This is a genomic window from Membranihabitans marinus, assembly GCF_019802045.1.
GTDB classification, from domain to species: Bacteria; Bacteroidota; Bacteroidia; order Chitinophagales; family Saprospiraceae; genus Membranihabitans; species Membranihabitans marinus_A.
Window position 1 is genome coordinate 141768 of record NZ_JAHVHU010000011.1, and the last position, 15731, is coordinate 157498.

The following is a 15731-nucleotide window of genomic DNA, read 5'->3' on the forward strand; positions in this document are numbered from 1 at the left end:
GCTCTATCCCGAGGGTAATGTATGAATCAGAAGTCAAACGTCGCCCAATTTTGGGCTATGTAATATGCCCAATTTTGGAAACGAAGCAATTGTTGCACTGGAATTTATGCATCCTAATAGTTTGACGTGGTGAATAAAGCGGGTTAATGAGTAAAAAAGTTGGTCGGTCCAACCCGTACATCGATGAATATGGTTCATTTCTATGGTTTTGGACACACGGAATAAGAGATCAGATCTGGGCAGTCTCGGTATCCCTCTGTGCCACTCCATAAACTCCATCCATTTTATTGCGGCCATTGGGTCTGCTCGGTGTGCTTTCTCGGGGTATGACCCAAATCATACGCTACAAAGAGACAATCTCCAATTTCCTCTGTTTTGCCCAAGCTGGCATACGTTAATCGAAAATCTTCTGTTGATTGCTGTTCATGTTTATTCAATGAAGTAAAAAACGACGTTACTTTGGTTCGAAAATCGAACGCCTCTTCAACCATTCACCATCCACAATTAACCATTATTGCCCCTCTTTCGGCAACGTAAACCCAAACGTCGTCCCCACCCCTGGCGTAGACCGCACATTGATCGGTTCATTGTGTGCTTCGAGGATGTGCTTTACGATAGCGAGACCCAATCCGGATCCGCCCTCATTCCGCGACCGGCTTTTATCCACCCGGTAGAAGCGGTCAAAAAGATGACGCAGGTGCTTTTGTTCGATACCGATCCCTTTATCGGACACTTCAATCAGTACATGATGGTCCATATCGTAAAATCCAATGCTGGTTTTCCGGCCCTCCCGGCCGTATTTCAGTGAGTTACTGATCAGGTTCATCATCACGGTCCGTATCGCATCCTTGTCGGCATACACCATAAAACGGTTGGCCGCACCATCCTTAAATTTCAGGGTGATCTCTTTTTCGGCAGCCATCAACTCCAAATCTTCAAAAACCTCTTCCACCAATCCGTGGATATCAAAGGTTTGTTTTTCAAGGATCAACTCCCCGGATTCCAGTCGGGTGATGACTTCCAGGTCCTTTACGATGGTGATCAGCCGGTCGATGTTCTGGGCGGCGCGGTGGAGATACTTCTCATTGATGGCAGGATCGTGGACCCCGCCATCAATCAGGGTATGGATATATCCCTGGATATTGAATACGGGCGTCTTGAGCTCATGGGATACGTTTCCTATAAACTCACGCCGATAATTCTCCAAAGTCCGCAATTCATCGATTTCCCGTTGTTTCAGTTCGGTCCACTCTTTAACTTCCTCCTCCACATCTCCGAATACATTGGAATCTACATCGACTTCCCGATCCGTGGCTTTATTGATTTTCCCCACCCTGAAATCACGTATATTTTTATATATCAATTTAATCTTTCGGAATATAAACCGACGGATTACCCAGAGTACAATGATATAGGAGACTACAAAGGTAAGCACAAACAACAACAACAAAATCACACCACTTTGTTCCAAATCAAACACCAGTCGCAAAATCATCAAAATGACGACCTCCATCACGGAAATCACCAATGCGGTCAAGAGAGCCAGCTGGCGCGGGGTGGTGTTTTTGAATTTCATTTCGGATCGAGTTTATAACCTACTCCTTTCACCGTCTTTATGTAGCTATCTCCGATCTTTTCCCGCAGTTTTCGAATGTGAACATCAATCGTGCGATTCCCCACAATGACATCACTCCCCCACACTTCTCGAAAAATCTTTTTCCGCGAAAACACATGACCGGGTTGGGACATCAGCAGCGCCAGTATCTGAAATTCTTTCCGGGGGAGTTCAATCTGCCGTCCATCTTGAGTGACCATAAATTGCCCTTCATCCAATGTAAGATCATCCGCTTTCAGAACCACCGGCTTCTCTCGTTGTGCCTTCAGGTGGGTAGAGCGACGAAGCAGCGCCCGGATACGACTCAGCAGCACGCTGGGTTTGATGGGCTTCGTAATAAAATCATCGCCGCCGACATCCAGCGCATTGGTGTGAACAAAATCTTCATGGCGGGCAGTGAGAAATGCAATGATAGTTTCCTGGAATTGTTCCTCGTTGCGCAACCTTTTGCAGACTTCGATTCCGTCCATCTCCGGCATCATGATGTCCAGAATAATCAGGTCCGGCCTTTCCCGATGGGCCAGTTTGAGCGCATCCTTTCCATTGGAGGCGGTGAAAACTTCGTAATCGTTTTTTCGCAGGTTGTAGGAAATGAATTCCAAAATATCTTCTTCATCATCCACGATTAATATCCGGGGGGTGTATATACTCATAGCTCACTTTTGTCTGGCAAAAATAAGGGTTTCATTGTTAAGCGAATATTAATTGATGAGGATAAATGGTTGAGCGGGTTGATAAGGTTTATGGAGTCGATGTAGTTTAGAGGGTTAAGAGGAGACTGAATTTTTAGTTTTTAGTTTTGAATTTTTAATTCGAGCTTGTAAAGAGTTGGGCGGATTGAAGGGCGTTTAGAAGGTTGGAGAGGATTAGGTTGATAGAGTGAATGGGGGTTGAGAGGGAACATAAATTTGACAGATCTTCAGTACCTGTTTTACGTGTCCCTGGAAGTAAGAGCTCCTGCTCTGACTTTAATTGATAAAATGTAAGTTTATATGGTATCATGTGTGAACGGAGCTGGAGCTCCGTTTTCCCAGGGCGCTGCACCAATTTGGAGTTTGGGAACCAAACAACAAAATATACCATACCAGGCCATCAACAATTAACAATTAACAATTAACAATTAACTAAAGCCCCTGCATCTCCAGATGTTCCGCTCTTTCTGCTTTTTTCATCATGCGGTCGTACACCTTATCGTACAATTTGGAATTAAGAATTAGACCGTTGACCAATTCCTGAAATTCTTTCCGAGTCAGCCCATACCGATCCTCCAAGACATCGTAATATTCCAGTTTCAGGGAATCCGTTCGTTCCTCTTGTCGATTGTAAATTAATCCCAGCGTATGCGCATCGAGCATGATCTGCACCAATTCATCTTCGGTGTAGCGGTCGGTAATCGTCGACTGACAGGAGAAGATCGTCGTGAGCAAAACGGGTAAAACCCACCAGACATGTTTCACGTTAATCATACAGCCCGGGATAAATGTGCGAGACAAACTGAACTTCGTCAGGATGCAAGTCCTTCCACGCGATTCCATCATAATGCAATGTTACGATACTACAGGTAGGCAGTGCTGTTCCGGGACGAAATCGTTGCAAGAGATCTTCAGCCGCCGGGTTGTGGGTAATGACCGCTGTATTTTCACTGTCATCGTCCAACTTTTGTATTGCTTTCCAGATGTCTCTTTCTTCCGGCAAATACAAATCCTTCGTAAAATCAATCTGATCGGCATCCAACTCGAACGCATCGATAAAGAAGGCGGCGGTTTGCCGCGTTCTTTCTGCCGAAGACACCAGGATCCGATCAAGGCGCCCCACCTTTTTCACTAATTCACCGGCCATTTTACGGGCATCCGAACGCCCACGTGCGTTGAGGGGGCGTTCAAAGTCCGATCGGTATTCTGCGCCGTGACTTGACTTCGCATGCCGTATTATAAATATCCTTTTCATCGTTCCTCTATTTATTCCTATCTTTGAAGATCTTGTCCGGAAGTCTCAAAAATAAGACACTATTTCTGGATTATGGTTCAAAACAGAATGTTTTACCACAAATTAGTGAGTTTTTTAATGAAAATCTGATATGAAAAAAAGACTGGACGTCCAGTCATTACTCGAGGCAAGCAAAAAAGAGGACCTGGTCCACTTTTTAAAGAATTGTTTTGCCAAAAACAAATCACTGACCAACGATTTCCTTATCCATTTTGCATCGACATTTGAACTTGATGAGACAGAATTTCACCTGATCACAGATCGCATTCATAAAATGCTCCCCGGCCGGCTGGCCAGTCTGTCCCACCGGAAAGCCAATCCCGTCAAAAAACATCTTCAGAATCTCATGGAGCAAACCCGGGATTGTCATTCCAGAGAGAATTTCCGGCAGGCATACGTCATTATCTCACACGTGATTCTACTACTGGACGCGTACACAGATATAATTCCGGAGAAATTCGGTTTTAAAAAACTTCAAAAGAAAAGCTATCAACTGCTGGACCATATTTATCAGGAAAGTCCTGCTCCATCGCTTAAATCAACCATGCGATCCTTCCTGAGAAAAATCATCCAGGAGGGAAAAGCCATTCCATTTGACGAACAGGTCAATCCATATTTGCTTCTTCTGGACTGGGAGAAAGAAATCAAAACAGCAACCGGTTCGTTTTTGATCGATACTCTAAACCTAAAAATTAAAGAAAATCCGGAATACCGCGGACTCTGGCTTTCACAGCAAACTCAAATTTTGATTGATCAGGAAAAGGAGGACGACTTGATCGAATTAATCCAAAACCACGCAGACGACCAGGTAATTTACCAAACCTTTAATCGGTACCTTCCAAAAACTGCCTTAAAAAATAACCTCTTGTCCTGTCTCAAAGAACAATACCAGCTTCAATCCAACCGCCAGATCAAAAATGAGATCTACCACATTCTTAAAAAACGCGATGCCCAAAAGAACGGAATGATCGATATCGCACTTCAGGAATTTTTTCAATCGGGAGATTTCGCGATATTAGAAGATCTGGTTCAACAACCAATTTGGGATGAATCCACCCTGGTCCGTTACCTGGAAGAGTATATCACGACCAAACCAGAGATCGAGCAATTTCATTTGTACTCAGCGTACAAATTTCTGGAGCGGCCGGACTTACTCAAAGACCAGTTACTCTACGAAGAAAACATCTTTGAAATACTACCCTTTCTTGGGGCGGTCTATCCGGAATATAAAGCAGAGATTCAAAACAAGATAACCCATCTGATCGAGATTTATCTTACATCACATTTTGGACGTCCGGCCATCAACTATCTGAACAATGTCCTGGCCGAGATCAATCGGCTCGGTCATTATGATCTACATGATTACCTGATCCGGAAAATTCGTCATAATTTTGGCCACCGGAAGCATTTCCAAAAACTGATGAAAGAGCTCGTTTAATGAAAATAGAAATCTGGGCGGTCGGAAAATTAAAAAATAAGGCTCTGGCATCCAATATAGAACAGTACCTGAAGCGGCTGCGCAAATATCAAAACGTCCGCATAGAAGAAATATCCATCCGGGCCAAGTCCACAGATGCGGATTTTCTCAAAAAAGCGGAAGCTGACAAGATACTTTCCCGGTTAACGCCGGGTGATCATTTGATATTGATGGATGAAGGCGGTCAATCCTTCACCTCGACCAAGTTTGCCCAATTTCTTCAAAAAGCAGTCATGAAGCCGGTGAATCGAATCGTATTTCTCATTGGCGGAGCACACGGATTTGATCAATCGGTCTATGATCGATCACAGCATAAGATCAGTCTTTCCGGCATGACTTTTCCGCATGATCTGGCGCGGTTAATGACCGTCGAGCAGCTCTACCGGGCTTTTTCCATATTAAATCATTCACCCTACCACCACTGAATATTATGAGTATAACACTGATACTTTGTGCGATTATTTTTGGCATCTCGCTCTGGGGTTTCAATTCACCAGCCCTGTTTCATAACCTCATGCACTTCCCCTATCAGGAGGCGCGCGATAAGTCCTATTACCGCTTATTCACATCGATCTTTCTGCACGGAAGCTGGCTTCACTTGCTGGTCAACCTTTTTGTGTTCTACACTTTTGGAGAGGCGATAGAATATCAGTTTGGCCATTTGTTTGGTCCGGTCCTGGGAAAGATCAATTTCATTTTACTGTTTGTGTTATCTGGTGTCCTGGCTGATGTATTTACCTACCGGAAATACAGTGACAACCCCAATTTTCGCTCGGTCGGTGCCTCCGGATCCATTTCGGGGATCATGTTTGCCTACGTCCTCTTTTATCCATTGGAGTATCTGTATTTGTATGGCATCATTCCTATTCCCGGAATTATTGCTGCCGTATTGTATTTGTGGTATTCCAACTACGCGTCCAAGAAAGAAGGAGGCCGAATCGATCACAATGCACACTTCTTTGGTGCCGTCACCGGTTTAGTTTTTACGATTATCGTCTATCCTCCGGTGGTATCCCATTTTATAAATGAACTTTTGTCTGTATTAGGATAACAACAAAATAGCCAGAATTCGAAGTACTGCCTTATTTTACTCGACCCCAATGAAAGGTCGGGATTCATCGCTGATTCGCTATTGATTCTTAAGGGCTCAATGTGGATATTGTATTGCCTGAGAGCTTACAATCGCAGGTATTTTATCACCAACCCGAGTCTTGTCATTCAGATTTGTCACATTGTGTTGGACAATTCCGTATAAGATTCAGTAGACATTCAAAGATTGTCGAGGAAAAAAACGGAGGTTTTACTGTAGTTACTCCGAGTATTTTTGACGAAGAGCATCGAAGAATAGGTCAGAATATAGGCGGCAATTATGAATTCAAATGGTATTAAAACCTCATTCAGAAGTTGAGAAAATTTATGGAAAGTAACCTAGACAGGTCGCGCCATCAAGGTCTGAACAGGATGCCTTTGATGAACACGATAGACACGACAATTTTTTTTAACCCCGGATATTGAATTTACAACTCAATACTCTATCATCTCCATACACGCTACCCAAAAGACAACCACTTTTCACGACAATCACAACCAATAGCTTTCGACAACCACTAAATCACCGCATCAAACGATGGACTTCACCCAAGTCGGATTTGGTTGCACGTCCCCTTTTCAGGGAGAAATCAGCATCTCCACCCAGTCTCCAGAGAACAGCCCATATTTTATCACAAAAGCCAATACCACTGTGATTGCAAAAGTCAGATACAATCGCACGGGAACGTACCTCTGCATGGTTATACGCAATCTCGTACGTACCAGGTACAAACTGGCTCCCAACTCAAAACTATGAGCTGCCAGGGTTCCCAAGATCAAGCCTAAAACACCCAAGGACCAATACAGAGCCACACTCACTACCACATTAATCACGAGTTCCCCCACAGATACCCAAAGCAAGGGGCGGAATAACCGATGCGCCATAAGAATGGGCCGGGGAAATAATACCCGTACCAGGATCAGCAGGACATATAAATCAAATACAAACGAAGCCGGTATAAATGCATCGCTGTATACCCATGAAAATAAAAAATGGCTCGAAAGCATCAGAATCAGGCTCAATGGTAAAAACAGTCGTATAAACCGTTGGCTTCCCTTTTTGATTCGATCCAATCCCTGTCCTGTGGAACTGGCATGAATCATAGCCGTGCTGAAGGTAGTGGTCAAAATCACAAAAAACGGAAGTTCTCTGCCTCCATACCTGAAAAATGCAAACACTTCCCCGGTTCCATAAAAGTATTGCACCCAAAATCCATCGGACCACACACTCAAAAACCCAATACCCTGGATCAGCATCAGTATCGTCAAATGAGGAACGTGAGGAAGAAATGGTTGCCTGGGACTCCCCTGCTCCGATTTTTTATAAAAATAAAACCACACCGCCACAACCGGTAGCGCGAAAACCAACAAATACCGGTATACAACATCCAATAGCACGCCCTCCTTCAACAAGACAAAGAATGACCCAACATAGATTAAGAAAAAATAAATCGAAAACAGATAAATAAACTTCTTCCAACCTTTTTGGTGGGCATAATAAATCAGGAGAATAAGTCCTTGCAACAAAAAATGAAATAATAAGTAAAAGTAGAAGCCCGTAGGGGGTTTGCTCAATACACCGTAAAAGGCCAGGACTTCAATGCCTCCGCTAACAACGGCGAACATTCCGGTGCCAAACACGAAAAACAACCGACTGTAACTTCGAAACAACACACCCTTGTCTACGGATTTCGTCTGTCCGCCGTCTGCCATAAATCCTTGAATAAATCCATGAATCCACCAACCGGTCACAATAGAACTCAGAAATAGGACGTATTCATAAGAAGCGATCTGATCGACCGAAAGAGGTATTCGGACCAGAAGAATGGACACGATAAAAAAAGCTGCAAACCGCATTACATTGAAGAATTGCAACGCAAATACCGAGTCCTTCCATCGCCGGTGAAAATTATCCTTGATGGCTGCCCTAAAAGACAAATCTATATTTTTCAGTCATTAATAAATGATATTTAATCATAATGTATTATATTTGAGGAAACACATCAGTTATGACAAAGATACGACTATTCCTGTTTTTACTACTTACTCCGTTTTTAATCATTCCGGCGTTGGCTCAAAAGCCGGGTCTGGAGGTATCCATAAACAATCAGAACCAACCCATTATCCATCACACACTGGAACAGGGTCAAACGGTATATGGGATTTCCAAGTCCTACGATGTAGATCTTGGTAGCCTGATTGCACAACTTCCGGGCAACACAGTAGATGATCTGAAAATCGGTCAGGATATTGTTGTCCCCATTGATAAGAAGAAAATTTGCTACAACCCCATGGATTGTAATACAACCAGCAGAATACCCATCTACTACACCGCACAGCGGAAAGACAACTTGTTTCGAATAGCCCGGATTTATTTTGATACGTCCGTGGAACAACTTAAAATGCTGAACCACATGAGTACCACGATCCTTTCGGACAATCAGGTATTGACCATTGGCTGGTTGCCTTACACCGATGAATGGCACTCGTATCTCAGTCCCCGACAAGTAGAAGCCATTGTCCAGGTCACCCCTCAGGAAGCTGAGATCACAGAAGAAGCTTCCGATGCCAGCCCGGATATTGAGTCGGACTTCCATCCCGAACCGGAGCCTGTGTTGCTGACCATGAAGGATGATAAAGCGGCAGAAGTCAATGCCGTATTGGAAGGGATCGGGACCCGGAACGAGCGAAACAATGAACGCATCTATGAAGAGGAAATGGATGCCTCCCCCGCGTTCAATCCCGATCACCGAAAGCTCATTTCACTAGGAGCTACGGCATACTGGAACAAAAACAAAAGCTCCAAAAAAGGATTTTATTTGTTGCATAAAACCCTTCCGACCAACACGATGATCCGAATCACTAATCCGGTGACGAATCAAACCGTTTTGGCCAAAGTCGTCGGAAAAATACCCGATAACATCTATGCGCCCGAAATCAGTCTCGTAGTGACCACAGAAGTGGCCCGAGCATTGGGAGCAATAGATCAGAAGTTCTATACGAAGATTACTTATCCGGAATTGGATTTATGATGGCTTATTTTGGCACAGATTGACGGTATGACCTCAGCGTGATCAACCCGGAAGTCTGGCTCATACTCCTGATTAAAATTAGTTGGAATATCAAAAGAAAATGTGCTTTGCCGTATTCTCGACGAATCTGAAGTTTGAAATGCTTGGCGAAATTAGGGTCTTTGCGGTGTTTATTCCTCATCAAACGCCTTAGTGATCCACCGGATCATCAAGCCCATTAATGCGATAATAACTACTAATACAACCAAAGCGATTTTTTACACACTGGGCACTGCATCGCTTGCAACCACCATGAGCAAATAAGCTCCACTGACAATTAAACTGATCTTCTCCGCTTTCGTCCACGCCATAAGAATTGATTATGCCTCAATTAACGTATAAATTTACTCCGTAAAATATCTCCCAAGAAGCATTCTCACTGCCAAACCATTGAAATGATATACATCACCGGCAGGGCGATCACGCCCAGGATACAAAATACCATCATCCCCTTTCTTAGTATTTTACCGTATTCATCTTCGTTCTCCGATCGGCTTCCCGCAATCAAAGGCACTAAACCAAGCATAATTAAAAGCATTCCCATATCGGATATGTATTCGTTTTCGTCCCACAGGAATCTACTGAAGATGGATAAAACACCGCCCGCCAATAACAGCACCTGACCCATTCTAAAAATAAGTCGCCACCGTTGATCCTTGACACGGTACCGGACCCAGGGATTATCGGGTATTTTCTTTTTGTCCGAGATGATGATCATTCCCTTTACTTTTTATAAGGTGGTGGATAATATATATAGAAAACCCACACTATAACACAGAGCGCAGCCAAAGCAATCATTAACCCACCCGAACGATCTGATCCTGTGACAGTAATCCCCCAAACCATACCCCAGAAGAATATCTCTGCTTTCTCTATTCGCCTTTTCATTCCGATTTTCATCTTAATGTATTTCCGACAAAAGTCTCCCCTATTAAACGACTACAATCATTTGTAGACCACAACCACAATAATCCATACATTAATTTTCAGTATTGACTAAATTTCAGATTAAACATACTGAATATTGGTTAAAATACAAAATAGGAGCGGACTCCCCACAGACTATTGGCGCTATTGACTCGGAATGAATGTTTCTCCCTCCTAACTTAACTCCTAAAAGCGAAGTTTAGATGTAGGAGGCGCCCCTTCAACTATTTACTTAATTTTTTCCTACCTTTGCGCGCTTAAATCAACGAACTACACAGATGGCTAATAAAGTTTATGACGATATTCTTCAGACCATTGGTGATACACCTTTGGTCCGCATCAACAATATCCTTTCCGACTGTCCGGCTACAATCTACGCCAAGGTCGAATATTTCAACCCGGGACATTCCATCAAAGACCGGATCGGCCTGCGTATGGTGGAAGATGCCGAGAAAAGAGGAGACCTAAAACCGGGTGGCACCATTATAGAGTGCACTTCCGGAAACACGGGTATGGGACTGGCCCTAGCCGCCATTATCAAAGGCTACCACTGTATTTTTACCACAAACGATAAACAATCGAAAGAAAAACTGGATGTGCTGCGTGCACTTGGCGCTGAGGTGGTTGTGTGTCCAACCGAAGTAGCCCCCGATGATCCGAGATCGTATTATTCAGTGGCTGAAAAGCTAAACAAGGAAATCCCAAACAGCTACTGGTGCAATCAATACGACAACCTGAGTAACCGGGAAGCACATTACGATTCGACCGGTCCGGAAATATGGGATCAAACCGAAGGCAAAATTACACATTTTGTCGTACCCACCGGTACCGGTGGCACCATTTCCGGTTCTGCGAAATACCTTAAAGAGCAAAATCCGGATATAAAGGTGTGGGGGGTTGACGCCTATGGTTCTGTATTCAAAAAATATAAAGAAACGGGGGTTTTTGATGAAAAAGAAATCTATCCGTACGTACTGGAAGGGATTGGTGAAGATCTCATTCCGGCCAATGTCGATTTTGACCTAATTGATCTTTTTGAGAAAGTTACGGATAAAGATGCTGCGGTCATGACCAGAAGGATGGCTCGTGAAGAAGGCTTGCTTGTGGGTTATTCATCCGGTTCGGCCCTACAGGCTGTGCTTCAGCTTCAGGACCAACTCACGAAAGATGATGTGGTCGTGATGATCCTGCACGATCACGGCAGTCGCTATATTAACAAAATATACAATGACAATTGGATGATGGAGCGCGGTTTTCTGAGCCGCGGCAGAACCATCCGGCACATCGTGGAAGCCAAGGCAGGCGAGGAATTGATCACGGCAGCACCGGATGACAATTTACGCTCCGTCCTAGATAAGATCACCACAAATGGCATTTCGCAACTGCCCATATTCCAGGATGAAGATCCCATTGGTTCGATCAATGAAACTGACATTTTAAATCATGTCATGGGTCAGGAAGATAAATTGGACGATGCTGTAAAGTCAATTATGCAAAAGCCTTTTCCGGTTGTGGAGTATGATTACCCCGGCAATGAAGTGGCGCAACTGCTCTCCAAAACCAATACGGCGGTGCTATCCCGTGATCGAAGTGGAAAGTACCAAATTATAACATCCTATGATTTATTGAAAAATTTAAATGCGCAATGATCGTTAGATAACCAGGTAAGTAGATGGTTTTTCTATTTTATGATCACAGATCAGTTATGATGAAATGAAAGGCATGTTACTGCAACCGATACAAATGATGTATTCCTGTCCGCCAAAACAGAGGCAGGGATTAAGTCAAATATAAAGAATACCTTTAGCCATTCCTGATGGAAAAAAATGTAATAAAACCGGTCGCTGTATTTTTACTCTTGGTCACCCTTTGGTACGGAGGAAGAGCCCAGGATTTTAGCTATACTCAGGTGTTCGCTCACAGCTCCACCTTAAGTCCGGCCTTGACCGGCTTGCACAATGGTCAGTTTAAAGCCAGTATGCTCTATCGGAACCAATGGGTAAAAGCCGTCGACAAACCATTCACCATGGCTGGGGGGTACATCGATCTGCGCTCAAAAGTTCCATTTAAGATCACCAGTAAAGATGCTTTTGGAATTGGATTGGGCTTTGTAGCTGAGAATCAAGGCGTAATTGACTATAGTAAAAACAGTTTCAATATTAATGCTGCCTACCACAAAGCGCTCGATTTTCACGGCGAACATGTCTTGTCTGCAGGCGCTCAATTGGGCTTTCTTCAAAACTCTGTCGGTTATGAAAATGTTACATTCATGGATCAATTTGACGGCACGGGTTTCAATCTATCCACATCAGAGGATCTTCCTGTAAATACGATCAATTCACTGGATGTCGGCATGGGGATCCATTATCAATATGCTAGGGATGAAGATTTGGTTTCTGCCGGACTCAGCATGTTTCATATAAATTCGCCCGATATTTCATTCGGCAACAATGATGAAAACACGCTGGATGAAACGAAGAACCAACTCTACCGAAAATACATCGGACATTTTTATTACCAGGCGTCCATCAACCGAGATCTGGCTCTCACTCCGCGGCTGATCGCTAAAGTACAAGGTCCCAATCAACTGGCGATGGCTGGAAGTACTGCACGAATCCGGCTTGCGGGCGGGCAAAATGAGAATGCTATTCACCTTGGACTATTTCTACAAGCCGGAAAAACTTTCGATGCAAACTTCAAGCTGCATACGACCAGCGTGCTTGTGGGCTACGAGTTCAATGCTTTCAATGTTGGATTGAGTTATGATGTAGGGCTCATGAACCGGTACAATTTCAAATCCAACCCCGGGAATTTTGAATTATCCCTCTCCTATTTTGGGTTTTTGACCGACAATACTGCAACAGGCTGCCCGGTGTTTTGATTTTAGATTCCAGATTGTAAAATTAAGACTTTTGATTGCTTTCCCAACAGCGGACCGTTCCAGTACACAGCATTTATACTTATATATGAATCATCTCAATTTGAATTTTATCAAATGGGGCGGTTCAATGGATGGAACAAGGAATGATCGTTTGAGCTGGGCACAGCCGGCTGTTAAAACCAGCTTGCCTCATATGGAATTTGGAGCCGATATGGGGATACTGCAAATTTAACAACTGGTAGTGTACGTCATTGGCATTAGTCGAAGATTCGCCCCAAAAGTTTACCTCCCGTCACAAAGCAGGGAGGCGTCGCGTCCCAAGGCGCAGCGTCCCAAAGCACAACGCCCCCAAACCGGAGCGGCCCAGCTCAACTACAACGGTAAAAACTCCACGATCTCCAAGCCATAGCCATCCAAAGCCACACGCTTGCGTGGATGACTGGTAATGAGGTTGAGCTTACGGACGTTCATCTCCAATAAAATCTGGGCACCGATCCCATAATCGCGTTGGCTGTGTAATTCTTCTGTCGAGGATTCACCGGACTTATATTCTTTGATGATAGATATGGGGTCCTTGGTTTTCTCCTTGTGGTGCATCACGAGAAGCATGCCTTTGTTCAGGTTTTGAATTTGCTGCAATGCCTTTTCTATTTCAAGTGTTTCCTTATTGAACACATGATCAAAAATTCCATCGTTCCAAGCCATGTAGGATTGAACGCGGACCGGAACGATTTCTTCTTCTGTCCATTGGCCTTTTCGAATCACCAGGTGTTCATCACCGGTCGTGATTTGTTCAAACACGATGAAGTCCAACAAGCCGTAGGGAGTATCCAGTTGTTCTGTATATTTGTGCTTCACCAGCTTTTCCTCGCGAAGGCGATAGGCAACGAGATCTTTTATAGAGATCAATTTCAGATCGTGTTTTCTGGCAATTTCGGCCAATTGAGGCAGCCGGGCCATGGTACCATCCTCATTTAATATTTCGATCAAGACACCGGCCGGACTAAATCCAGCCAGACGTGCCAAATCAATAGCGGCTTCCGTATGTCCGGTACGACGCAACACGCCTCCATTTTTAGCAATCAATGGAAAGATATGCCCGGGCTTGGCGAATTCTTCAGAACGCGCATCGGCTTCAACCATTCGTTTGATCCCCGTCGCCCGATCGTAAGCTGAAATCCCTGTGGTACAGCCCCGGCCAATCAAATCGATCGATACGGTAAAAGCAGTTTCATGCATGGAGGTATTGGTTCCAACCATGGGGTACAAATCAAGCTCACGGGCACGTTGTTCTGTAATCGGCGCACAGATCAGCCCGCGTCCATGCGTCGCCATGAAGTTGATAATCTCCGGGGTAACCTTCTCTGCGGCACAGATAAAATCCCCTTCGTTTTCCCGATCCTCATCATCGACCACAATCACTACTTTACCCTGTCGAATATCTTCCAGTGCCGATTCAATCGTATCGAGCGAAATCCCATTCATAATTTCTTCTTGTATCATCTAAAATTTTATTTAAAATAGTCCCCTGGGCCTTCCAGGTCAATTCATTTTTCAAAACAGATAGCGTACCGGATTGTTTGATTTGTCCCCATTCTTCTTGGACAAGTTCCATGTATTTCTCAAAAAACACTTCAGGTTGATTCGCTACGGATACATAATCCCGGAGCATTGGCATCCCATCGATGACATGCGAAGAACAGATTACAGGACGATTACACGCCAGTGCTTCCAACACTTTATTCTGCATGCCGCTTCCTAAAAACAATGGCACCACAAAGATCCGTGCGGAGTAATACGCTTCCCGAATATCATCGTACCAATCATGATAAGTAATTTCAGGGACGTCGCCATATATCCTTTTTATATGATCAGCGCCTTTCCCTCCGATCAGAATGGTAATCCGATGGTCGTTGCGTCGAAAAACAGGCAGTATTTCTTTAACCAAATAGCGCACGCCTTCCCGATTCGGTTTATAGTCCAGATTGCCAACAAAGCCGATATCATACCGGGGCTCCCCATCCGTGTTGGGATATCCTTGAAAAAAATCCACATCAATGCCATTCCGGACAATACTGACCGGTCCCATCTTCTGAAAATCCAATGATTCAGCATCCCGTTCCGAAATGACTGTAAAATGATCAAATTGGTTGAGTAATTGTTGTTCGTATGCTTTGATCAGTTGGTGTTCCCGTCTCCAAAACAATCGATCCAGCCATTTTCGGGAATGATCGGCATGCAGCGTGGCTATGGCTCCGAAACTATCCATTACATCCAGAACCTTTGGCGCTGAAATCCCCTTCAGATAAGGAACCATGCGATACAGTTGGCAATAAATAATATCTGCATTTATGGAAAAAAAATCCTTTAGGAAAGCAGTGTGAATGTCCGATGAATAGAAGTAGCGGACCTGAGCTGGCCAACGACGCATATAGTTTCCGATAACACGCATTTTTCGTGTGAAGCTACGATCTTTGTAGACAAAAACCTTTGTACAATATTGATCAACTTCGCTCAAATAATGATCTTCCACAGATTCATCCGTTAAGGCAAAAAGATAAATATCGTAGGCTGAAGCCAGTTCCTTCAACTGATGATACAGTCTGAGTTTATCCCCTTTTTCCACGGGGTACGGAAAGCGGGATGCCAAAACTGCCAACCGAGGTTTTAATCGTTCCACGCCGC

At 44.1% G+C, this 15731-nt stretch carries 14 protein-coding genes; 6 read left to right on the forward strand and 8 right to left on the reverse strand.

Annotated features, from left to right (window positions below; translation table 11 throughout):
- Positions 1 to 511: 511 nt before the first annotated feature.
- The 4 genes from KUV50_RS12860 to KUV50_RS12875 form a co-directional block, all read right to left on the reverse strand.
- Positions 512 to 1576, reverse strand: a complete 1065-nt coding sequence (locus KUV50_RS12860) for a sensor histidine kinase (RefSeq protein WP_222580568.1) — start codon at positions 1574 to 1576, stop codon at positions 512 to 514.
- Positions 1573 to 2268, reverse strand: coding sequence for a response regulator transcription factor (locus KUV50_RS12865; protein ID WP_261395189.1), 696 nt, complete (start codon positions 2266 to 2268; stop codon positions 1573 to 1575). Before KUV50_RS12865 ends, KUV50_RS12860 begins: the two co-directional genes overlap by 4 nt.
- Before the next feature lie 471 nt (positions 2269 to 2739).
- Positions 2740 to 3081, reverse strand: coding sequence for a hypothetical protein (locus KUV50_RS12870; protein WP_222580569.1), 342 nt, complete (start codon positions 3079 to 3081; stop codon positions 2740 to 2742).
- Positions 3074 to 3562, reverse strand: a complete 489-nt coding sequence (locus KUV50_RS12875) for a SixA phosphatase family protein (protein WP_222580570.1) — start codon at positions 3560 to 3562, stop codon at positions 3074 to 3076. Before KUV50_RS12875 ends, KUV50_RS12870 begins: the two co-directional genes overlap by 8 nt.
- A 130-nt stretch (positions 3563 to 3692) precedes the next feature.
- Here KUV50_RS12875 and KUV50_RS12880 point away from each other — a divergent pair, with 130 nt between their 5' ends.
- From KUV50_RS12880 to KUV50_RS12890, 3 genes are read left to right on the forward strand one after another with little or no spacing between them, the layout of a single operon-like run.
- Complete coding sequence (locus KUV50_RS12880; RefSeq protein ID WP_222580571.1) at positions 3693 to 5039, forward strand: hypothetical protein; 1347 nt, start codon at positions 3693 to 3695, stop codon at positions 5037 to 5039.
- Positions 5039 to 5503: a 23S rRNA (pseudouridine(1915)-N(3))-methyltransferase RlmH gene (locus KUV50_RS12885; RefSeq protein ID WP_222580572.1), complete on the forward strand. Its 465-nt coding sequence runs from the start codon at positions 5039 to 5041 to the stop codon at positions 5501 to 5503. Before KUV50_RS12880 ends, KUV50_RS12885 begins: the two co-directional genes overlap by 1 nt.
- Positions 5504 to 5508: 5 nt before the next feature.
- Complete coding sequence (locus tag KUV50_RS12890; protein ID WP_222580573.1) at positions 5509 to 6129, forward strand: rhomboid family intramembrane serine protease; 621 nt, start codon at positions 5509 to 5511, stop codon at positions 6127 to 6129.
- Between the two features lie 617 nt (positions 6130 to 6746).
- On the opposite strand, the gene KUV50_RS12895 is transcribed toward KUV50_RS12890, so the two are convergent.
- On the reverse strand, positions 6747 to 8105 hold the full coding sequence (locus KUV50_RS12895; protein WP_222580574.1) for a hypothetical protein: 1359 nt from the start codon (positions 8103 to 8105) through the stop codon (positions 6747 to 6749).
- Positions 8106 to 8176: 71 nt separating this feature from the next.
- On the opposite strand from KUV50_RS12895, the gene KUV50_RS12900 reads away from it, so the two are divergent.
- Complete coding sequence (locus KUV50_RS12900) at positions 8177 to 9199, forward strand: LysM peptidoglycan-binding domain-containing protein (protein WP_222580575.1); 1023 nt, start codon at positions 8177 to 8179, stop codon at positions 9197 to 9199.
- Between the two features lie 415 nt (positions 9200 to 9614).
- On the opposite strand, the gene KUV50_RS12905 is transcribed toward KUV50_RS12900, so the two are convergent.
- Positions 9615 to 9956, reverse strand: a complete 342-nt coding sequence (locus KUV50_RS12905; RefSeq protein WP_222580576.1) for a hypothetical protein — start codon at positions 9954 to 9956, stop codon at positions 9615 to 9617.
- Positions 9957 to 10443: 487 nt separating this feature from the next.
- Here KUV50_RS12905 and KUV50_RS12910 point away from each other — a divergent pair, with 487 nt between their 5' ends.
- Positions 10444 to 11814, forward strand: coding sequence for a pyridoxal-phosphate dependent enzyme (locus tag KUV50_RS12910; RefSeq protein ID WP_222580577.1), 1371 nt, complete (start codon positions 10444 to 10446; stop codon positions 11812 to 11814).
- Between the two features lie 167 nt (positions 11815 to 11981).
- On the forward strand, positions 11982 to 13046 hold the full coding sequence (locus KUV50_RS12915) for a PorP/SprF family type IX secretion system membrane protein (protein WP_222580578.1): 1065 nt from the start codon (positions 11982 to 11984) through the stop codon (positions 13044 to 13046).
- Between the two features lie 372 nt (positions 13047 to 13418).
- On the opposite strand, the gene ribB is transcribed toward KUV50_RS12915, so the two are convergent.
- Positions 13419 to 14531, reverse strand: a complete 1113-nt coding sequence (gene ribB / locus KUV50_RS12920; RefSeq protein WP_410000056.1) for a 3,4-dihydroxy-2-butanone-4-phosphate synthase — start codon at positions 14529 to 14531, stop codon at positions 13419 to 13421.
- Positions 14503 to 15726 (reverse strand): glycosyltransferase, encoded by a 1224-nt coding sequence (locus KUV50_RS12925; protein ID WP_222580580.1) that lies wholly within the window; start codon positions 15724 to 15726, stop codon positions 14503 to 14505. Before KUV50_RS12925 ends, ribB begins: the two co-directional genes overlap by 29 nt.
- Between the last annotated feature and the right edge of the window lie 5 nt (positions 15727 to 15731).